We start from the raw sequence: 20,631 nt of genomic DNA, 5'->3' as shown, positions 1-20,631 counted from the left end.
CGAATGGTTTCTAGTGTGCCCGAGCTTTGCGCCGCTGTCAGGCGGCTGGACCTCGCGGATAGCGTTGCAGGCGCTCTGCCAGCTCTCGCCCCGGAATAGGTCGGTCAAACAGGTAGCCCTGCCCGATGTCACACCGGTGTCGACGCAGGAAACCCAGCTGCGCAGGGGTTTCAATGCCTTCGGCTACCACCTTCAGCTTGAGGTTGTGGGCCATGGCGATCACCGCCGAGGTGATTTCCATGTCGTCCTGGTTGTCGGGGATGTCCTTGATGAAGCTGCGGTCGATCTTGAGGATGTCGATCGGGAATTTCTTCAGGTAGCTGAGCGAGGAATAACCGGTGCCGAAGTCATCCATGGCCAGGGTCAGGCCCAAGGCTTTGAGCTCGTCGAGTTGCCGATGGGTGTCCTCACTGGCTTCGAGCAGCAACCCTTCGGTCAGCTCCAGCTCCAGTTGGTGCGCAGGCAAGCCTTCTTCCCTGATGATGCTGCTGATCGAGGCGACCAGATCAGGGTCGGAAAACTGCTTGGGCGACAGGTTGATCGCGACGTGCAGATTGCCAAGCCCTGCTGCACGCAGTTCGTTGCTCATGCGGCACGATTGGCGCACAACCCATTTGCCAATGGGGATGATCAAACCGGTTTCTTCGGCCACGCTGATGAACTGGTCAGGCCGGATCATGCCCCGCTCGGGATGGTTCCAGCGCAACAGTGCCTCCAGGCCCAGCAGCCGGCCGCTGCGCAGGCACAGCTTGGGCTGGTAGAACACGTCCAGCTCGTTCTGGGTCAATGCGCGGCGCAGGTTGTTTTCGACGAACAGTTTGTAGCTGGCCTCGGCGTTGAGGACCTCGGTGAACACCTGCACCTGGTGTTTGCCGTTGGCCTTGGCCTTGTGCAGCGCCAACCCGGCATTCTTCATCAGGCTGGTGGGGTCGGCACCATGCTGGGGAGCGCTGGCTAGGCCCACCGATGCCGTGACATTGATCAGTTGGTTATCGACGAACATCGGCTTGTCGAGGGTGCGCAACAATTGCTGGGCAACCCCCTGGCCAGCCTCCAGGCTGATGTCGTCGAGCAACACGGCGAATTCGTTGCTGGCAAAACGGGCCAGGATACCGCCGGCATGCAGGCTGTTGCGCAGGCGCCTGGCCAGGCTGATAAGCAACTTGTCGCCCGTGTGATGGCCGAGACTGTCGTTGATGCGCTTGAAATTGTCGATGTCCACCAGCAGCAGGCACATCGGATTCTGCACATCCCGGGCGAAGCATTCGTCCAGGCTGCGGATGAACGCCGGACGGTTGCCCAGGTTGGTCAGGTTGTCGGTGTAGGCCAGCCGCTCGATGCGCTGCTGGGCCAGCTTGCTCTGAGTGACGTCTTCGTAGATGCCGATGTAGTGGGTCAGCTCGCGGTTGTCACCATACACCTTGGAGATCGACAGCTGCCCCCAGTAGGGTTCCAGGTTCTTGCGCCGGCTCTTGAATTCACCCTGCCAGCTATTACCCATGGCCAGGCTCGAAGGCGAGTCGAACAGCAGCTCGTTGAGGTTCTCAAGGGCGGGCAGTTCACCCAGGTGACGTCCTTGCACTTCCTCGGTGCTGTATTGGGTGATGGCGGTGAAGCTCGGGTTCACATACTCGACCTGCCCATCCCGGTTCACCAGCAGGAAGGCGCTGGCGCTCTGCTCCACGGCGCGTTGGAACAGGTGCAGCGCACTGGCCGCCGCGCGGCGGTTGTGATTGGTAATGACCTGGGCGAACTGGTCGGCCAGCTCGCCGGCAAAGGCGATCTCATCGGACTGCCAGGCCCGTGGCTGGCCGGCCTGTTCCAGGCACAACACGCCCACCACCTGGCCATCGACGCGAATGCTGGCATCGAGCATGGCCTTGTTGCCAGGCCCCAGGCTCTGCATCAACGCACGTGTACGGGGATCGTGCCCAGCGTTGTGCGCATCGATCGCACGGCTGGCATGCAGGGCCTCGAGGTAATCCGGGAAATGGCTGGCGTCGATTGCCTGGGGTTGCCGGTGCGCTTGCACATCGCTGTACCAGGCGGTGATCGGCTCAAGCCGATGGCCTTCCAGGTGCCAGATACCGGCGCAGTCGATCTTGTAGATCTCACAGGCGCTACGGGTGATCAGTTCGGCGGCTTCGAGCAACGAGTTCTCGGCGCTGTAGCGTTGACGGGCCAGGCGCAGGATCAGGTCTTGCTGGCTGCGTACGCGCTCCAGGTGCTCGAGCTGCTCACGTTGGGCACGCTGGTTCAGTTGCAGGGCCAGTTGCAGGCGGTTGTTGCGTGACTCCAGGTCGCTGGCGGTCTCGCCCGTGTCTTCCGGGTGATCGTCCAGTACGCTCAGGTAGCCGCACAGCAACTGCCGGGCGTGCTGTTTGAAGGCTTCGCCGACCTCCAGCATGCGCACGGAAGCGCCTGGCGTGTGCAGGGTGTAGCGCACGCGGTAGTAGCCGCGTTGCGACAGTTGCAGCTGGATGTCGTCATGCAGCCGGTAGCGGGCCTCAGGTTCCATGAGGCTGGCGTAAGGGGCATCGACCAGCGCGCAGAGGTCACTGGCATGAACGCCGAACTGGCGCTCGCAGGCCGGGTCCAGGTAGAGCAACGACCAACTGGCTTCATTGAGCCTTTCGAAGCGCAGCATGCCCAACCGCGAGGGCACGGGTAACTGCGTGACGACCTCGCCCGTCACACGGTTGCCAGCATCGGGTTGGCTTTTCATCGAAAACTCGCTTGAAGAGGGAACGCGCGCGTTGGACCGCGTCGAATCTGGCAAGGTTGCATCATGTCCCTATAGCTGGCAAGCGGCCATGTACGAAGCTGTAACAAGGTTATCGGCCGAGGGTACGGAATCTGTAGGACGGCTGTTCAGAGCGGCTGTGCAACGATGATCGGCAACGCCGACGCGCACCGGGGCCATCATGTCCCCGCACAGCGCCCACTTTGCGCCAGGCAAAAAAAGCCCCGTCAATCGACGGGGTTGAGGTACGAGCGTGGCAGCTCGAAAAAGAGACTGCCCCTCACCGGGAGGGGCAGTGCGCTGCCTTACAGCAGCATGGTGCGGATATCGCCCAGCACATCGCCCAGACGCTTGGTGAAGCGCGCAGCGGCAGCGCCGTTGATCACACGGTGATCGTACGACAGCGACAGCGGCAGCATCAGCTTGGGCTGGAAGGCCTTGCCGTCCCAGACAGGCTGCATGGTCGCCTTGGAGACGCCCAGGATGGCCACCTCAGGGGCGTTGACGATCGGCGTGAAGCCGGTGCCGCCAATATGGCCGAGGCTGGAGATGGTGAAGCAGGCGCCCTGCATCTCGTCCGCCGAGAGCTTCTTGGTACGCGCCTTCTCGGCCAGTGCAGCCGCTTCGGCAGCCAGCTGCAGTAGGCTCTTCTGGTCGACGTTCTTGATCACCGGTACCAGCAGGCCGTCGGGCGTGTCCACGGCAAAGCCGATGTGCACGTATTTCTTGCGGATGACCGCTTTGCCGCTTGGTGCCAGCGAGCTGTTGAAGTCTGGCAGTTCCTTGAGCAGGAAGGCGCAGGCCTTGAGCAACAGCGGCAGGACGGTCAGCTTGACGCCGGCCTTTTCGGCGACGGCTTTCTGGGCCACGCGGAAGGCTTCGAGCTCGGTGATGTCAGCCGAATCGAACTGGGTGACGTGCGGCACGTTCAGCCAGCTGCGGTGCAGGTTGGCAGCACCGACCTGCATCAGGCGGGTCATGGCCACTTCTTCGACTTCACCGAACTTGCTGAAATCGACCACCGGAATCGGCGGAATGCCAGCGCCGCCGGTTGCACCGGCAGCTGCCGGCGCTTCCTTGGCCTTCTGCATCATGGCCTTGACGTAAACCTGCACGTCTTCTTTCAGGATGCGGCCATGTGGGCCGGTCGCTGCCACGGCACCGAGCTCTACGCCAAACTCACGGGCCAGCTGACGCACGGCTGGGCCGGCGTGCACCTTGGCGTTGTTGCCGGCAGCCGGGGCGGTTGCGGCTGGCGCAGGGGTAGCGGCAGCCGGGGCAGCAGCAGGGGCGGCGGCAGGGGCAGCGGCGGCGGGTGCGGCCTCGGCCTTGGCCGGTGCAGCGGCGGCCGGAGCCTGCGCTGCGGCAGGCGCTGCGCCTGCGATTTCAAGCTTGAGGATCAGGTCGCCTGTGCCCACTTCGTCGTCAAGCTTGGCAATGACTTCCTTGACCACGCCAGCAGCAGGCGACGGGATTTCCATGGAGGCCTTGTCGGACTCCAGGGTGATCAGCGATTGATCGGCTTCGACGGTATCGCCTGCCTTGACCAGCACTTCGATGATCTTGGCCTTGCCCGACGAGCCAATGTCCGGCACGTGGATGTCCTGCACGCTGGCAGCAGCCGGGGCGGCAGCAGGCGCTGGCGCTGCTTGGGCAGCAGGCGCCGGTGCGGCCGCTTCAGCCTGTGCGGGCTTCTGCTCGGCGGCAGGTGCCTCAGGGGCCGCATCAGCGGCTCCCTCGGCTTCCAGAACCAGGAGCTCGTCGCCTTCTTTCAGGCGATCGCCCAGCTTGACCTTCAGTTCCTTGACGATACCGGCCTTGGGCGCCGGAATCTCCATGGAGGCCTTGTCGGACTCCAGGGTCAGCAGGCTTTGATCAGCCTCGATACGATCACCGACCTTGACGAACAGCTCGATGATTTCACCTTCACCGCTGCCGATGTCAGGTACGCGAATGAGTTCGCTCACTTAAAAATACTCCTCAGCAGTCCAATGGGTTGCGCTTGTCCGGGTCGATGCCGAACTTGACGATGGCGTCAGCCACAACCTTGGGTTCGATCTCGCCACGGTCAGCCAGCGCTTCCAGGGCAGCCAGTACCACGAAGTGACGGTCTACTTCGAAGAAGTGACGCAGCTTCTTGCGGCTGTCGCTGCGACCGTAACCGTCGGTACCCAGGACCTTGAACTCTTTGCTCGGCACCCATTGGCGGATCTGCTCGGCGAACAGCTTCATGTAGTCGGTGGACGCGATGACCGGCCCCTTGCGGCCGCTCAGGCACTGCTCGACGTAGGTCTGCTGTGGCTTCTGGCCAGGCTTGAGACGGTTGGCACGTTCCACGGCCAGGCCGTCGCGACGCAGTTCGTTGAAGCTGGTGACGCTCCACACGTCGGCCCCGACGTTGAACTCTTCACGCAGAATCTTCGCCGCTTCGCGCACTTCGCGCAGGATGGTGCCCGAACCCATCAGCTGCACGTGGTGTGCGGCTTCGCGGGTGTCTTCCTCGAGCAGGTACATGCCCTTGATGATGCCTTCCTCGGCACCGGCCGGAATGGCGGGCTGCTGGTAGGACTCGTTCATCACGGTGATGTAGTAGAAGATGTCCTGTTGCTCTTCGGTCATCTTCTTCATGCCGTCCTGGATGATCACCGCCAGCTCGTAGCCGTAGGTCGGATCATAGGTGCGGCAGTTCGGGATGGTACCGGCCATCATGTGGCTGTGACCGTCCTCGTGCTGCAGGCCTTCGCCGTTGAGTGTGGTACGGCCGGCGGTGCCGCCGATCAGGAAGCCACGGGTGCGGCTGTCGCCAGCGGCCCAGGCCAGGTCGCCGATACGCTGGAAGCCGAACATCGAGTAGAAGATGTAGAACGGCAGCATCGGTTGGTTGTGGCAGCTGTACGAAGTACCGGCAGCGATGAACGACGACATGGCGCCGGCTTCGTTGATGCCTTCCTCGAGGATCTGGCCTTTCTTGTCCTCGCGGTAGAACATCACCTGGTCCTTGTCGACCGGCTCGTAGAGCTGACCCACCGACGAGTAGATGCCCAACTGGCGGAACATGCCTTCCATGCCGAAGGTGCGGGCTTCGTCAGGGATGATGGGCACGATGCGCTGACCGATTTCCTTGTCCTTGACCAACTGCGCCAGGATGCGCACGAAGGCCATGGTGGTGGAAATTTCACGGTCGCCCGAGCCGTCCAGGATCGCCTTGAGGGTTTCCAGAGGCGGGGTCGGCACGCTGAAGCTCTTGGCGCGGCGCTGAGGCACGAAGCCGCCCAGGGCAGCACGGCGCTCGGCCAGGTAACGGGCCTCGGCCGAACCTTCTTCGGGCTTGTAGAACGGCAGGTTCTCCAAGTCCGCATCCTTGACAGGGATATCGAAGCGGTCACGGAAGTGACGCAGGCTGTCGACATCGACCTTCTTGGTGTTGTGCGCGGTGTTCTTGGCTTCGCCGGCACCGGTACCGTAACCCTTGATGGTCTTGGCCAGGATGACGGTAGGCTGGTCCTTGTGGTTGACCGCCTGGTGGTAGGCTGCATAGACCTTGTACGGGTCGTGGCCGCCGCGGTTGAGCTTCCAGATCTCGTCGTCGGACAGGTCTTCGACCATGGCCTTGAGCTCTGGGGTGTTGAAGAAGTGCTCACGCACGTAGGCGCCGTCTTTGGCCTTGTAGTTCTGGTACTCGCCGTCGATGACTTCGTCCATGCGGCGTTGCAGGGCACCGTTGGTGTCCTTGGCCAGCAGCGGATCCCAGAAGCGACCCCAGACCACTTTGTTGACGTTCCAGCCACCGCCGCGGAACACGCCTTCGAGTTCCTGGATGATCTTGCCGTTGCCGCGAACCGGGCCGTCGAGGCGCTGCAGGTTGCAGTTGATGACGAAGATCAGGTTGTCCAGCTTCTCGCGGCCGGCCAGGGCGATCGCGCCCAGGGATTCTGGCTCGTCGCACTCGCCGTCGCCCATGAAGCACCAGACTTTCTGCTTGCCTGCCGGGATGAAGCCGCGCGCTTCCAGGTACTTCATGAAGCGTGCCTGGTAGATGGCCTGGATCGGGCCCAGGCCCATCGAAACGGTCGGGAACTGCCAGAAGTCAGGCATCAGCCAAGGGTGTGGGTACGAGGACAGACCGTTGCCATCGACTTCCTGGCGGAAGTTGTTCATCTGCTCTTCGCTGATGCGGCCTTCCATGAAGGCGCGGGCGTAGACGCCCGGCGAGGCGTGGCCCTGGTAGAAGACCAGGTCGCCACCGTGTTCTTCGGTCGGTGCCTGGAAGAAGTAGTTGAAACCGATGTCGTACAGGGTGGCGCTGGAAGCGAAGCTGGAGATGTGTCCGCCCAGGTCCGAGTCTTTCAGGTTGGTGCGCACGACCATGGCCAGGGCGTTCCAACGCACCATCGAGCGAATGCGGCGTTCCATGAACAGGTCGCCAGGCATGCGTGCTTCGTGGGTGACAGGGATGGTGTTGCGGTATGGCGTGGTGATCGCATACGGCAGCTGGGAGCCACTGCGGGTGGCCAGCTCGCCCATACGGGTCATCAGGTAATGAGCGCGGTCTTCGCCTTCTTTGTCGAGGACCGACTCCAGGGCATCCAGCCATTCCTGGGTTTCGATTGGATCGAGGTCTTGCATGGCTTGCTCCAGGGCGGAAAGGCAACCAGAATCGATTGCCTGAGATTGCGACTGGCCTTATGGGCAGACGTCGTGAATTCTTGGATTACCGGGATCTTCGTCCGGCGCCGTGTAGTTTTACTACATTTGCTTTCGCATTTCATGCTTTTGCACGACAGGCACAGTAGTAAAACTACATTTGTGCGACGTTTGGTCGCATCCTGGCTTGTGAGGAAAAACGTTCATGTTGGTTGGCAATGTTCCACGAACGGGTAACTGTTGATGTTCCATGCCACGAATTCGAAGTTTTCAGCTATTTCCAACTTTTGTATGACAGTCCAACCGTGGTCCGGCTTTCCCTTGGCCGCCTTTCCTCATCCATTTCACGCCGATCAAGGATAGCCCATGCGCCTGCCTTTGCCTTGCCAGCTGCCTGCCGTTCTTCAACCACTGACCCTGCGCAACCAACAGTTTCTGCACGAGGCGGTGGCCGCACACCCGGAACTGGACCTGGGCAGTTGGAGCGAGCAGCATGCTCGGCAGTTCGATCAGGTAGCGGCGGTCAGTGACTTCGTGCTCGCCCAGGTGCAACGTGACCCGGGGCTGCTGTTCGGCCTGATGGGCAGCGGCGAGCTGGAACGGGGCTACGGGCAGGGCGAGCTGCGCGGCCATGTGGCCAAGGTTGCCCAGGCGGCGCAAAGCGAGGACGAGCTTGCCCGTAACCTGCGTCGCGAACGCAACCGCCAGCAGGTACGCATCATCTGGCGTGACATCACCCGCCAGGCCGATCTCGGTGAGACCTGCCGCGACCTCTCCGACTTGGCCGACGCCGCCATCGATGAGGCCTACCAGTGGCTGTATCCACGCCACTGCCAGCAATTCGGCACGCCGATCGGCAACCGCAGCGGCCAGCCACAACACATGGTGGTGCTGGGCATGGGCAAGCTGGGTGCGGGGGAGCTGAACCTTTCCTCGGACATCGACTTGATCTTCGCATTCCCCGAAGGCGGCGAAACCGAAGGCGTGAAACGCTCGCTGGATAATCAGGAGTTCTTCACCCGCCTGGGGCAGCGCCTGATCAAGGCCCTGGACCCGGTCACGGTCGATGGCTTCGTGTTTCGCGTCGACATGCGCCTGCGCCCGTACGGGTCGTCCGGTGCGCTGGTGCTCAGCTTCAACGCGCTGGAGCAGTATTACCAGGACCAAGGCCGCGACTGGGAACGCTACGCCATGATCAAGGCCCGGGTAGTGGCAGGCGATCAGGCTGCCGGCGCCCAGCTGCAGGAAATGTTGCGCCCGTTCGTCTACCGACGGTACCTGGACTTCTCGGCCATCGAGGCCCTGCGCACCATGAAGCAGCTGATCCAGCAGGAAGTGCGGCGCAAGGGCATGGCGGACAACATCAAGCTGGGCGCAGGCGGCATTCGCGAAGTGGAGTTCATCGCCCAGGCCTTCCAGCTGATTCACGGCGGCCGCGACCTCAGCTTGCAGCAGCGGCCCTTGCTCAAGGTGCTGGCTACCCTGGAAGGCCAAGGCTACCTGCCCCCTGCCGTGGTCACCGAGCTGCGAGAGGGTTATGCATTCCTGCGCTACACCGAGCACGCCATCCAGGCTATCGCCGACCGCCAGACGCAAATGTTGCCGGAAAACGAAACCGATCAGGCCCGAGTCGCCTACATGCTGGGCTACGCCGACTGGCAAGCCTTCGAGGCTCAACTTGGTCAGTGGCGTGAGCGCATCGACTGGCACTTCCGGCAGGTCATCGCCGATCCCGATGAGGAGGAAAGCGAAGGCGAGTTGGTGGTCGGCGGTGAATGGTCGCCGTTGTGGGAGCAGGCCCAGGATGAAGAGGCTGCTGGCCGTCAGCTGGAGGAGGCCGGCTTCACGCTGCCAGGCGAGGCCTTGCGACGCCTGGCGGCCCTGCGCGCCAGCCCGCAGTTGCGTTCGATGCAGCGCCTTGGGCGCGAGCGGCTGGATGCCTTCATCCCGCGATTGCTGGCCCAGGCGGTCGAGCACGAGAACCCCGACCTGGTGCTCGAGCGGGTACTGCCGCTGGTCGAAGCCGTGGCCCGGCGCTCTGCCTACCTGGTCCTGCTCACCGAGAACCCCGGTGCCCTGCGCCGTCTGCTGACCCTGTGCGCCGCCAGCCCATGGATTGCCGAGCAGATCGCACGCTACCCCTTGTTGCTCGATGAGTTGCTCAATGAAGGCCGCCTGTTCAGCCCGCCACTGGCACCGGAGTTGGCCAGCGAATTGCGCGAGCGCCTCACGCGCATTCCAGAGGATGATCTGGAGCAGCAAATGGAGGCGTTGCGTCACTTCAAGCTGGCGCACAGCTTGCGCGTGGCGGCCTCGGAAATCAGTGGCAACCTGCCGTTGATGAAAGTCAGCGACTACCTGACGTGGCTGGCCGAGGCCATCCTCGACCAAGTGCTTGCCTTGGCCTGGCGTCAGACCGTTGCCCGCCACGGTCAACCCATGGGCAGTGACGGCATCCCCTGCGACCCGGGATTCGTCATCATCGGCTATGGCAAGGTCGGTGGCCTTGAAACGGGCCATGGGTCGGACCTGGACCTGGTGTTCATCCACGATGGCGACCCTCAGGCCGAAACCGACGGTGCCAAGCCCATCGACAGTGCGCAGTTCTTCACGCGGCTGGGGCAACGCATCATTCACCTGCTGACCACCCAGACCAACTCGGGCCAGTTGTATGACGTGGACATGCGTCTGCGGCCCTCGGGTGCCGCGGGCTTGTTGGTCAGCTCGCTGGGCGCATTCGAGCGCTACCAGCAAAGCGAGGCCTGGACCTGGGAGCACCAGGCACTGGTCCGCGCGCGCGTGCTGGTGGGTTGCCCGCGGGTTGGCCAGGCGTTCGAGAAGGTGCGGGCGCACGTGCTGGGGCAACCGCGCGACCTTGAGAAGCTGCGTATCGAAGTGAGTGAAATGCGCGTCAAGATGCGCGCCAGCCTGGGCACGAAGGCCACTGTGGCCGGCACCGCACCCAACGCCTTCGACCCGGGTATGCCCTTTGACATCAAGCAGGATGCGGGCGGTATCGTCGATATCGAATTTATGGTGCAATACGCCGCTTTGGCCTGGTCCCATGACCATACGGCCCTGGTTCGATGGACCGATAACATCCGCATTCTGGAAGAGCTGGAGCAAGTGGGGTTGATGCCTGCTGCCGACGCGGTGCTGCTGCGCGAGGTATACAAGGCGTTTCGCGCTGCCTCTCACCGCCAGGCGCTGCAGAAGCAGGCCGGGGTGATCGATGCAGCGCAGTTTGTCGATGAGCGCCGCCAGGTGCGGCGTATCTGGAGCGAGCTCGGCCTGAGCTGAACCCTGTGGCGGCGGCTCGTCTGGGTGACGATCCGCCGCGATTGGGGCGTGAAGCAGCCCCGGTGTTACACTGTCGGCCACATAGCCTGAATATAAAGAGGGGAGGCCAGGCTGAATCGCAGCCTGTCGCCTCCCCGAGCGTTTCTGGACCTAGCATGAGAATACTGATCATTGGCCCCAGCTGGGTCGGCGACATGGTGATGGCGCAGACCTTGTTCCAGTGCCTGAAACAGCAGCACCCCGACTGCGTGATCGATGTGCTGGCCCCCGAATGGAGCCGGCCAATCCTCGAGCGCATGCCCGAGGTGCGCCAGGCCTTGAGCTTCCCGCTCGGCCACGGTGCGCTGGAGCTGGCCACGCGGCGGCGCCTCGGCAAGTCGCTCAGTGGTCAGTACGACCAGGCCATCTTGTTGCCCAATTCGCTGAAATCGGCGCTGGTGCCGTTCTTTGCCGGTATCCCCAAGCGCACCGGCTGGCGTGGCGAAATGCGTTTCGGTTTGCTCAACGATGTCCGCAAGCTGGACAAAGCGCGTTACCCGCTGATGATCGAGCGCTTCATGGCCCTGGCCTATGCCCCGGGCGCCGAGCTGCCAAAGCCCTACCCCCAGCCCAGCCTGCAGATCGAGCCACACAGCCGTGAGGCGGCCCTGGCCAAGTTCGGCCTGGAGCTGGACCGTCCGGTGCTGGCGCTGTGCCCAGGCGCTGAATTCGGCGAAGCCAAGCGCTGGCCGGCCGAGCACTACGCCGCCGTGGCCGATGCCATGATCCGCCAGGGGTGGCAGGTCTGGCTGTTCGGCTCGAAAAGTGATCACCCAGTGGGTGAGCAGATCCGCGAACGGCTGATCCCTGGCCTGCGCGAAGAGTCCGTGAACCTGGCCGGTGAAACCTCCCTGGCCGAGGCGATCGACCTGATGTCCTGCGCAGGCGCCGTGGTCTCCAACGATTCCGGGTTGATGCATGTGGCGGCGGCGCTCAATCGCCCGCTGGTCGCCGTATACGGCTCGACATCGCCTGGCTTCACGCCGCCGCTGGCCAGCCAGGTCGAGGTGGTGCGCCTGGGCATCGAATGCAGCCCTTGTTTCGATCGCACCTGCCGCTTCGGTCACTACAACTGCCTGCGTCTGCTCGAACCCGGTCAGGTCATCGCCGCGCTGACCCGTCTGGGCGGTGCGAACATCATCGACGTGCTGACCGAGGTCGACTAAGTGCGGGTACTGATCATCAAGACGTCCTCGCTGGGCGATGTGATCCACACGCTGCCAGCGCTCACCGATGCAGCCCATGCCATACCCGGCATCCGGTTCGACTGGGTCGTCGAGGAAGGCTTTGCCGAGATACCCAGCTGGCATCCGGCGGTCGATCAGGTCATTCCGGTGGCCATCCGTCGCTGGCGCAAACACCTCTGGCAGACCGTTCGCAGCGGCGAGTGGAAGGCCTTCAAGCAGCGCCTGCGCGAACGCCAGTACGACTTGGTGATCGATGCCCAGGGCCTGGTCAAGTCGGCGTGGCTGACCCGCTACGTGAAGGCGCCGGTCGCAGGCCTGGACCGGTATTCGGCCCGTGAGGGCTGGGCCAGCCGCTTCTACGACCGACGCCTGTCGGTTGCGGTCGGCCAGCATGCCGTCGAGCGCGTGCGCCAGCTGTTCGCCATGGCGCTGGCCTATGACCTGCCCGAGGGCATTGGCCGTTACGGCCTGGACCTTGAGCGCTTGCAGTTGCCGCCGGCAGCGCCCTATGTGGTTTTCCTGCACGGGACCACCTGGACCACCAAGCACTGGCCCGAGGCCTACTGGCGCGAGCTGGCCGAGCGCATGGGCCGGCGCAGGCTGGAAGTGCGCCTGCCCTGGGGCAACCCGGCCGAGAAGGCCCGGGCCGAGCGCATCGCCCAAGGCTTGAACCATTGCCAGGTACTGCCCAAGTTGAACCTGGCCGGCGTCGCACGTGTGCTGGCCGCTGCAAAGGCCTGCGTCGCCGTCGATACCGGCCTGGGCCATTTGGCAGCAGCCCTCGATGTACCGACGCTTTCGCTGTTCGGCCCTACCAATCCGGGCCTGACCGGCGCCTATGGACGGACCCAGATCCACCAGGCCAGTGACTGGCCGTGCGCACCCTGCTTGCAGAAGAAGTGCACCTACAAACCGAGCGCCGAAGACCTGCGCCGGTACGATCTGAACCGCGAGTGGCCATTGTGTTTCACTCGCCTGAATCCCGAGCATGTAGCGAGCCGCCTGAGCGCGCTGCTGCTGGCTGAGGATGTCCGTTGATGCAACTGGCTTTCGTACTTTACAAATACTTCCCCTTTGGCGGTCTGCAGCGCGACTTCATGCGCATAGCCCTGGAGTGCCAGCAGCGCGGCCACCAGATCCGGGTCTACACACTGATCTGGGAGGGCGACATTCCGCCGGGCTTCGAAGTGCTGGTGGCGCCGGTCAAGGCGATCTTCAATCACCGGCGCAACGAGAAACTCACCGCCTGGATGCAGGCCGACCTGGCCAAGCGCCCGGTAGACCGGCTCATCGGTTTCAACAAGATGCCAGGGCTGGATGTGTACTACGCCGCCGACGGCTGCTTTGAGGACAAGGCGCAGAACCTGCGCAGCGACCTGTACCGCCGCTGGGGCCGCTATCGGCATTTCGCCGAATACGAGCGGGCGGTGTTCGCCAAGGATGCCGGCACCCAGATCCTGATGATTTCCGAGGTGCAGCAGCCGCTGTTCATCAAGCACTACGGCACGCCGGTCGAGCGTTTTCACCTGCTGCCACCGGGCATTTCCCAGGATCGTCGGGCGCCGCCCAACGCTGCTGAAATTCGCGCCGACCTGCGCAAGGAGTTCGACCTGGCCGAGGATGCGTTGCTGATCGTGCAGATCGGTTCCGGTTTCAAGACCAAGGGCGTGGACCGCAGCCTCAAAGCGTTGGCGGCATTGCCCGCGCCCTTGCGCAAGCGCACCCGGTTGCTGGTGATCGGCCAGGACGACCCCAAGGTCTTCCAGTTGCAGAGCGCGACGCTGGGCCTGGGCGACCAGGTGCAGTTTCTCAAGGGGCGCAGCGATATCCCACGCTTCCTGCTGGGCGCCGACCTGCTGATCCACCCGGCTTACAACGAGAACACAGGCACCGTGCTGCTTGAAGCCCTGGTCGCCGGCCTGCCGGTGCTGGTTTCGCACGTGTGCGGCTATGCCCACTACATCGCCGAGGCCGACTGCGGTTTGGTGCTGGACGAGCCGTTCGAGCAGGAGCAGCTTAACCGCTACCTGCAGCGTATGCTCGATGACCCCGCGGCGCGGGCCGATTGGTCGCGCAACGGCCTGGCATTTGCCGACACGGCCGACCTTTACAGCATGCCGCAGCATGCCGCCGATGTAATCCTAGGGCAGGAGGGGGCATGAAATTGATCGTGGCAGAGCCCTTCAAGCGGCTTTGGGCTGGGCGCGATGCCTTCGAGGCGGTAGAAGCGCTGCAGGGCGAAGTCTATCGGGAGCTCGAGGGGCGCCGCACCCTGCGTACGGAGGTCGCCGGCGAAGGCTTTTTCGTGAAGATCCACCGCGGCATTGGCTGGGGCGAGATCTTCAAGAACCTGCTCACGGCCAAGTTGCCGGTGTTGGGCGCCGGCCAGGAGTGGCAGGCCATCGAGCGCCTGCACCAGGTTGGCGTGCCAACCATGACGGCCGTGGCGTTCGGTGAGCGGGGCGGCAACCCGGCCACTCAGCATTCGTTCATCATCACCGAGGAACTGGCGCCGACCGTCAGCCTGGAAGACTTCAGCATCGACTGGATCAGGCAGCCGCCTGCGCCACGCCTCAAACGTGCCCTGATCACGCGCGTGGCCGAGATGACCGGTGGCATGCACCGTGCCGGCGTCAACCACCGGGACTGCTACATCTGTCACTTCCTGCTGCACACCGACCGGCCCGTGACGGCCGATGATTTCAAGTTGTCGGTGATCGACCTGCACCGCGCCCAGACCCGCCCAGCCATCAGCCGCCGCTGGCGCAACAAGGACCTGGCTGCCCTGTATTTCTCAGCCCTGGACATTGGCCTGACCCAACGCGACAAACTGCGTTTTCTGCGCAGCTACTTCCAGCGCCCGCTGCGTCAGGTCATGAAGGACGAAGCTGCACTGCTCGCCTGGCTTGAGCGCAAGGCGCAGAAACTCTACGACCGTAAACAACGCTATGGGGATGCACTCTGATGGCCAGTTGGACACTGGCGCCAGGTTACGCGCACCTGGCGAATGATTTCGGCAGCCTCGAGGCGGTATTCGCCCTTCAGGGCGAACGCCTGACCCGGGATCCGCTCAGCGAAGTGGTGCGTGTCGAGCGTGAAGGCGTCAACTATTACGTCAAGCGCTACACCGGTGCTGGCAAGCACATGCGCCGCTACCTGGGTCGCCCACGTATCAAGGCTGAATGGCAGAACCTCAAGCAGTTCGCCAAGTGGGGCATCCCCACGGCCGACGTGGTCGCCTGGGGGCTCGAACGCAATGGCCTGGCGTTCGGCCGTGGCGCAATGATCACCCGCGAGCTGCCCAACACCGAGGACCTCTCGGCACTGGCCGACCGCAACGATGCCCGCCTGGCCGATCGCGCCTGGGTGGACCACATCAGCCGCCAGCTGGCACGCCACACCCGGGTCATGCACGAGCATCGCTTCGCCCATAACGATTTGAAGTGGCGCAACCTGCTGGTCGATGACCAAGGGACGCTGTTCTTCATCGATTGCCCCACGGGTGACTTCTGGCGTGGGTTCATGTGGCGCCATCGCCTGATCAAGGACCTGGCCTGCCTGGACAAGGTCGCCAAGTACCACCTTTCGGCAACCCAGCGCCTGCGCTTTTACTTGCAGTACCGAGGCCGCGACCGGCTCAATGCCCGTGACAAGAAGCGCATTCGTCAGGTACTGGGCTTTTTCGAGGGAAGGGAATGACCGACTATATGGCCAGCGCAGACCGTGCGTTGCTCCAGCGCCATGGCCTGGACGACTTCGAGGCGCTGTGGGCGCTCGAACTCGACGCGGTGGACGAGCCCAATACCGGCCGCGGCGGATGGAGCAGCGTGTACCGCCTGGAACTCGAGGGCAAAGGGTATTACCTCAAGCGCCAGAGCGACTACCTTACCCGTAGCCTGCACAAGCCCTTTGGCGAGCCGACCTTCGCTCGCGAATTTCGCAATATCGTTCGCTATCAGAAGCTGCACATTCCTGCATTGGAGGCAGTGTTCTACGGTGAGCGCAAGCAAGGTGGCAAGCACCGGGCCCTGTTGATGACCCGCGCGCTGGACGACTGGCGCGACCTCGACAGCCAGTTGCTGCAATGGTCCGAACTCGATGCATCGGTACGCGATGGCATGCTCCAGGCCTGCGGCCAGTTGGCGCGCACGCTGCACGGTGCTGGGCAGGTGCATGGTTGCTTCTACCCCAAGCACATCTTCCTGCGTAAGCGCAAAGAAGGCTGGGAGGCGCAGTTGATCGACCTGGAGAAGACCCGGCCCTTGCTCTTCGGCATGCGCGACCGCCTCAAGGACCTCGAGCCCTTGCTGCGCCGGGCACCGGTATGGAGCGACGGCGAGATACGCACATTGCTGGCAGCCTACCTCGCACAACCCATCGACAGCACGCTGGTCCAAACCTGGGTCAACCGCCTGGTACAACGCCGTCATCACAAGGAGGCTCGCTGATGCAGCTTTCCGAGCTGAAGGACACAGGACGCAGCCCATCGCTGCCGCTTGCCATCAACCTCGCCGATGCCGCCGGTAGCGCCGAGCTGCAGTTGCTCAGTCTACTGCGCGTGCTGCCGGGCCAGCGTTATGTGGGGGCCGGGGTATGGCGTGGCAGGCCGGTACTGGCCAAATTGCTGGTGGGCAGCAATGCCGCGCGCCAGTTCCAGCGTGAGCTGCAAGGCGTGAAGCTGCTCGCCGCGCAGGGGCTGACTACGCCGGTGCTGCTCGCCGATGGCCTGGTGGAGGGTGAGGGCGGCTGGCTGTTGTTCGAGTACCTCGATGGCGCGCAAAGCCTGGCCGATGCCTGGGCGGCGGTCGAGCACCTGCCTGTGCTCGCCGACGAGCAGCAGCAGGTGCTGGGCGAGGCCCTGGCGGCTGTGGCGCAGATGCACAAGCAGGGGCTGTGGCAGGAGGACCTGCACTTGGACAACCTGCTGCGTCATGCAGGCAAGCTGTACCTGATCGATGGGGCCGGTATCAAGGCTGAAACGCCAGGCCAGCAGCTTTCTCGCCCTCGCGTGCTGGAAAACCTTGGTGTGTTCTTCGCGCAGCTACCCAAGCGCCTGGAACCGTACACCGAGGAGCTGCTGGTGCATTACCTGTTGGCCAATGCCGAGCATGCATTGCCGATGGAGGCGTTGCAGAAGCACATAGACAAGATCCGCGTCTGGCGCCAACGCGACTTCCTGAACAAGGCCGGCCGCGATTGCAGCCTGTTCAGTGTGGAGCGCAGCCTGACGAGCCTGCGGGCTGTGGTCCGTAGCGAGGCCCAGGCCCTGTTGCCGGTGCTTGAGCAGGCGGATGAGCTGATCGACCGTGGGCACCTGTACAAGACTGGCGGCGCAGCCAGCGTGGCACGGGTCGAGGTGGATGGCCGCAAGCGGGTCATCAAACGCTACAACATCAAGAACACCCTCCACTGGCTCAAGCGCTTCTGGCGACCGAGCAGGGCCTGGCACTCGTGGATCGAAGGGCATCGCCTGTCGTTTCTCGACATCGCTACCCCGCGCCCGCTGGCGGTGCTGGAGCAGCGAGTACTGGGTTTGCGCACGCGCGCCTACCTGGTGACCGACTACATCGACGGCCCCGACCTCATCGAATGCTTTGCCCCCTTCGTCGAGCAGGGCGATGCGCCGGCCGAACAGGTGGAGGCCTTGGTGCAGCTCATGCAACAGCTGATCGGCGAGCGCATCAGCCACGGTGACTTCAAGGGGCACAACCTGTTCTGGGAGCGGGGCCGGTGGTCGCTGATCGACCTGGACGCCATGTGCCAGCACGGTAGCCAGGGCAGCTTCGCGCCGGCTTTCGCTCGGGACCGGGCGAGGCTACTTCGCAACTGGCCGGCTGAGAGTGCCTTGTACCAACGGCTGGATCAGGTGCTGCCTACAGTGACGGCATAAGCGGCAGGCAGTGCCAGCCAGTCGCTGCTTCGCCCCGGTTGGCGCACGCGTATACGCCATTGACCGTCGTGCCAGCGCAGGATTGCCCATGCGGTGGTGGTCGCAGCGGGCTGTCCGGGTATCAGCAGATGGTAGTGATCCGCCAGCAGGTGGGCACGCACGGGCAAGGCATGGCCACCGGCAAGCAAGTAAGGTTGGCCGTCGCTTTCGTACAGTTCCTTCGCCCCTTCCAGTGGGATCCCGTCTGGGGGCGCGGGAAGCTGACAGAGCTCCAGCAATGCGTTGAGGTCTGGCAGGCCGTCGTGCCACAGCACGGGTGAGTCGACGATCCATTCACCTTCAGCGTTCCGTCTGACCGCCACCTTGCTGTAGGCATCGGTTTTCCTGGGGTCTATGGCACGCCAGCGATAACCGTCGAACGCCACCTGATAGTACCGGCCTTGCTTGTCCTGGATGTAGTAGAGGGCCAGTCCCGCACGTTCGGATGGCTTTTCATACACGCCTTCGCTATGGATGCCGTCGATTCGGTAACGCAACTTGGCGGTGTCCGGACGTACCTGGAAGGTAGGCGGTAGCATCAAGGGTGGGTTGGGAGGCATGGCGCGAATGGCGCGCCTGATCACTGTCGTGCCGCCGATGCTGTTGACCCCGTCGCTCATGTGGGTAAAAGCCTCCACCATATGCTTGAGCACGCCTACCCGATCTTTCTTTTCCAGCGCTTCAAGGCTGTCCAGCACGCTCAGCACCGCGCGGGCGAATGCCAACGGCGCCAGGCCACGTACCGGAATCACGAAGCTGAGCAAGTCGAGTATTATCCACAACGCATGCAGGCTGGCCTCGCCCAGCAGCTCCAGTTTGGTGTTAGTGCTGGCATCGACCGTCGACATGAGCGCGCGGACCTCTGCCAGATAACAGGCGTGCAAAAAATTGCCGGAGATGACCGGGCGACTCAGACGCTGAGCGAGCCCGCCCTTGGTCAGCAAGCGCTCGATGGTTTTGCGCCGGGCCAAGGGTATGCGGTCCATCACGTAGGTGCGTAGATCCGGGTTGGCGCGGAGCGATCGGATCAGCGCACGCGCATTGGCGTATTCGCGCCAAGGCCTGCGATCCGGTGCATCTGGCGCATACACCAGAAAGCGCTGCATTTGCGGTGTTTCAGGCGTGATCAGCAGTACCCCCTGTACGGTGTGCCCGGCAATCAGCAACTGCCGTACACTCAGGCGGTTCTCTTGCACCAGGGGGCGCCAGTCGCTGTCGGGGTAGTTGAGCACGGTCCTGCTCCAGCGATAGCCCTGCTCAAGCGGGTCGGGCATGAAGTGGCCGGCATAGCGGGCTTTGGCGGCTTCAGCCCGCATGCGAGCACAGTTGATTCGCGCATGTGCATCCCGTCGCCACTGGCCTTGCTCCAGATCGATCAGGTGGCTGCGTAGAAAGCGTGAATAGCTGTCGCCGACATTGAGCTCACGGACCATCTGCCGAGCCTGCGCAGGGGACAAGCCTTGAATGTTTGTCTCGTCCTTATGGTGGACTCGAGCGGTCAGCCAGTAGTCCAGGTCCAGCAAGCCCACATTCACCAACGCCAACTGATCCAGACTGTAGGTTTGCCTGACCAACTCCACGGTGTCCCCTGTCTGCGGCCGGCTAGCGATGGGTATATAGCTGCTGGGCTGAGCTGGAGGCATCACCGGGCCGGTCTGACGGGCAATGGTGACGCTGATGAAGATCTGTTCGGGTGCCAGATCGAGTTGGTGGTCCAGTCTCAATCGCTCGCTGAGGCGGGCGCGGGTCCACTGCAGCAGGCTGTTGCGTTCGGTGAACTGCTCAAGCGTAGGAATGCCCGACGCTGCGGCCTGATCGATGGCCACGATCAGCTCCTGCATCGTCTGCATGATATGCGTGAGCCCTTGGGTAGAGGTCTTCTTGAGCCAGGCAGGAGCGTGCTTTTCAAGCAGCAGGCCATAACGCGTCGGCAGCGCTGCCTTGCTGGTCACCCAAGGCAGCAGGTCTGCGGCCGTTGCCAGGCGTTCGGCGAACCCAGTTTGATCCACGGGTTGGCTGCCCCATACCGCGTTCAATCGCGCTCGCTGGGCATCGATCAAGGCCTGAATCTGGACTTCCACTAGATCGTCGGGCAGCCAGTCGTAACGCAGTCGTTGTGCGTTATGGGCGCGGTCGGCATCACCAGGCGCCAGTAGCTTGAGCATCGGCTGACTTTGCAGGGGATCATCCAGCCGCTCGCACAGCTCAAGGTGCAGGCTCTGGACATCGGCGAACGCTTCGATGCCGTGGGAGAGGCTGCATAACAAGGCTGGGCCGCCGGCCGCATCGCCCGTCATCATCTGTCCCTCGATACTGCCTTGTACAAGCAGTATGGCGCCGGGCAAGTAGGCCCGCCAGTTGGGTCTTGAGCAATCGAGCAGCAGCCGATAGAGCTGTGGGCGCTTGGACGCTTCGATGCCCTGGCGAGTCCAGGACATGGGTTGGTCAAGGCACATCTGTAATAGCGATGCTGCCGGAGGCTCCAGTGTTGCGTCAGCGATGCGCAGGTCCATTTCGGCCTGAAGCTGTTGTCGCCGAAGCGCAATGAGCCGAGCACGGCGGTTGCTGCCTGCTTCGTCCGGCAGGTTCCAGTAGTCTGCCAGCGCGCCGAAGAATTGTTGCCGGCCCGCCAGCGGTGAAAGCTGCAGGTCTGGTAAGGGCAGGGGAGCCAGTAGGGCAGTGATTTCAGCGTCGAATGACTCGAAATGTTGCAAGGGTGAGACGGATGGCATGGTGCGAACTCCTTTAGAGAGATCGCGAGCCTGGGCGATATGGCAGGGGCATGCGTG

12 protein-coding genes are annotated in these 20,631 nt (G+C 63.2%); 8 read left to right on the top strand and 4 right to left on the bottom strand.

The window, feature by feature from the left end:
• Window positions 1-37 precede the first annotated feature (37 nt).
• The 3 genes from NMB38_RS20115 to aceE all read right to left on the bottom strand — a co-directional run bounded on the left by NMB38_RS20115 (window position 38) and on the right by aceE (window position 7,369).
• Window positions 38-2,725, bottom strand: a complete 2,688-nt coding sequence (locus NMB38_RS20115) for a putative bifunctional diguanylate cyclase/phosphodiesterase (protein ID WP_028686651.1) — start codon at window positions 2,723-2,725, stop codon at window positions 38-40.
• Between the two features lie 323 nt (window positions 2,726-3,048).
• Complete coding sequence (aceF, locus tag NMB38_RS20110; RefSeq protein ID WP_028686650.1) at window positions 3,049-4,710, bottom strand: dihydrolipoyllysine-residue acetyltransferase; 1,662 nt, start codon at window positions 4,708-4,710, stop codon at window positions 3,049-3,051.
• 13 nt (window positions 4,711-4,723) lie between these two features.
• Window positions 4,724-7,369, bottom strand: a complete 2,646-nt coding sequence (aceE, locus tag NMB38_RS20105) for a pyruvate dehydrogenase (acetyl-transferring), homodimeric type (protein ID WP_027913579.1) — start codon at window positions 7,367-7,369, stop codon at window positions 4,724-4,726.
• 384 nt (window positions 7,370-7,753) lie between these two features.
• On the opposite strand from aceE, the gene glnE reads away from it, so the two are divergent.
• From glnE to NMB38_RS20065, 8 genes are all read left to right on the top strand, one after another.
• Window positions 7,754-10,687 carry a bifunctional [glutamate--ammonia ligase]-adenylyl-L-tyrosine phosphorylase/[glutamate--ammonia-ligase] adenylyltransferase gene (glnE, locus tag NMB38_RS20100; protein WP_028686649.1) on the top strand — a complete coding sequence of 978 codons (2,934 nt, stop codon included), beginning with the start codon at window positions 7,754-7,756 and terminating at the stop codon, window positions 10,685-10,687.
• A 155-nt stretch (window positions 10,688-10,842) separates the two neighbouring features.
• Window positions 10,843-11,892, top strand: a complete 1,050-nt coding sequence (gene waaF / locus NMB38_RS20095) for a lipopolysaccharide heptosyltransferase II (protein WP_028686648.1) — start codon at window positions 10,843-10,845, stop codon at window positions 11,890-11,892.
• Window positions 11,893-12,951, top strand: a complete 1,059-nt coding sequence (gene waaC / locus NMB38_RS20090) for a lipopolysaccharide heptosyltransferase I (protein ID WP_028686647.1) — start codon at window positions 11,893-11,895, stop codon at window positions 12,949-12,951.
• Complete coding sequence (locus tag NMB38_RS20085; protein WP_028686646.1) at window positions 12,951-14,075, top strand: glycosyltransferase family 4 protein; 1,125 nt, start codon at window positions 12,951-12,953, stop codon at window positions 14,073-14,075. The genes waaC and NMB38_RS20085 overlap by 1 nt, the downstream gene beginning before the upstream one ends.
• The gene (gene rfaP / locus NMB38_RS20080; RefSeq protein ID WP_027913584.1) at window positions 14,072-14,878 is read left to right on the top strand and encodes a lipopolysaccharide core heptose(I) kinase RfaP; all 807 of its coding nucleotides are present in this window, start codon (window positions 14,072-14,074) and stop codon (window positions 14,876-14,878) included. The genes NMB38_RS20085 and rfaP overlap by 4 nt, the downstream gene beginning before the upstream one ends.
• On the top strand, window positions 14,878-15,612 hold the full coding sequence (locus tag NMB38_RS20075) for a lipopolysaccharide kinase InaA family protein (RefSeq protein ID WP_027913585.1): 735 nt from the start codon (window positions 14,878-14,880) through the stop codon (window positions 15,610-15,612). The genes rfaP and NMB38_RS20075 overlap by 1 nt, the downstream gene beginning before the upstream one ends.
• Window positions 15,609-16,361, top strand: coding sequence for a lipopolysaccharide kinase InaA family protein (locus NMB38_RS20070; RefSeq protein ID WP_027913586.1), 753 nt, complete (start codon window positions 15,609-15,611; stop codon window positions 16,359-16,361). The genes NMB38_RS20075 and NMB38_RS20070 overlap by 4 nt, the downstream gene beginning before the upstream one ends.
• Window positions 16,361-17,803 (top strand): lipopolysaccharide kinase InaA family protein, encoded by a 1,443-nt coding sequence (locus tag NMB38_RS20065; protein ID WP_027913587.1) that lies wholly within the window; start codon window positions 16,361-16,363, stop codon window positions 17,801-17,803. Before NMB38_RS20070 ends, NMB38_RS20065 begins: the two co-directional genes overlap by 1 nt.
• Here NMB38_RS20065 and NMB38_RS20060 read toward each other — a convergent pair.
• Window positions 17,776-20,574: a dermonecrotic toxin domain-containing protein gene (locus NMB38_RS20060; protein ID WP_028686644.1), complete on the bottom strand. Its 2,799-nt coding sequence runs from the start codon at window positions 20,572-20,574 to the stop codon at window positions 17,776-17,778. The genes NMB38_RS20065 and NMB38_RS20060 overlap by 28 nt on opposite strands.
• Window positions 20,575-20,631: the final 57 nt, after the last annotated feature.

It is taken from the genome of Pseudomonas sp. FBCC-B35, assembly GCF_059133755.1.
The sequence above is the reverse complement of the archived record's forward strand: the minus strand, read 5'-3'. Positions and strand labels throughout refer to the sequence as shown.

Excerpts from the sequence above, each read along its gene's own strand:
- NMB38_RS20065 (WP_027913587.1), top strand. The coding sequence starts at position 16,361 with ATGCAGCTTTCCGAGCTGAAGGACACAGGACGCAGCCCATCGCTGCCG.
- NMB38_RS20060 (WP_028686644.1), bottom strand. The coding sequence starts at position 20,574 with ATGCCATCCGTCTCACCCTTGCAACATTTCGAGTCATTCGACGCTGAA.
- NMB38_RS20085 (WP_028686646.1), top strand. The coding sequence starts at position 12,951 with ATGCAACTGGCTTTCGTACTTTACAAATACTTCCCCTTTGGCGGTCTG.
- aceE (WP_027913579.1), bottom strand. The coding sequence starts at position 7,369 with ATGCAAGACCTCGATCCAATCGAAACCCAGGAATGGCTGGATGCCCTG.
- rfaP (WP_027913584.1), top strand. The coding sequence starts at position 14,072 with ATGAAATTGATCGTGGCAGAGCCCTTCAAGCGGCTTTGGGCTGGGCGC.
- glnE (WP_028686649.1), top strand. The coding sequence starts at position 7,754 with ATGCGCCTGCCTTTGCCTTGCCAGCTGCCTGCCGTTCTTCAACCACTG.
- NMB38_RS20115 (WP_028686651.1), bottom strand. The coding sequence starts at position 2,725 with ATGAAAAGCCAACCCGATGCTGGCAACCGTGTGACGGGCGAGGTCGTC.
- waaF (WP_028686648.1), top strand. The coding sequence starts at position 10,843 with ATGAGAATACTGATCATTGGCCCCAGCTGGGTCGGCGACATGGTGATG.
- NMB38_RS20070 (WP_027913586.1), top strand. The coding sequence starts at position 15,609 with ATGACCGACTATATGGCCAGCGCAGACCGTGCGTTGCTCCAGCGCCAT.
- NMB38_RS20075 (WP_027913585.1), top strand. The coding sequence starts at position 14,878 with ATGGCCAGTTGGACACTGGCGCCAGGTTACGCGCACCTGGCGAATGAT.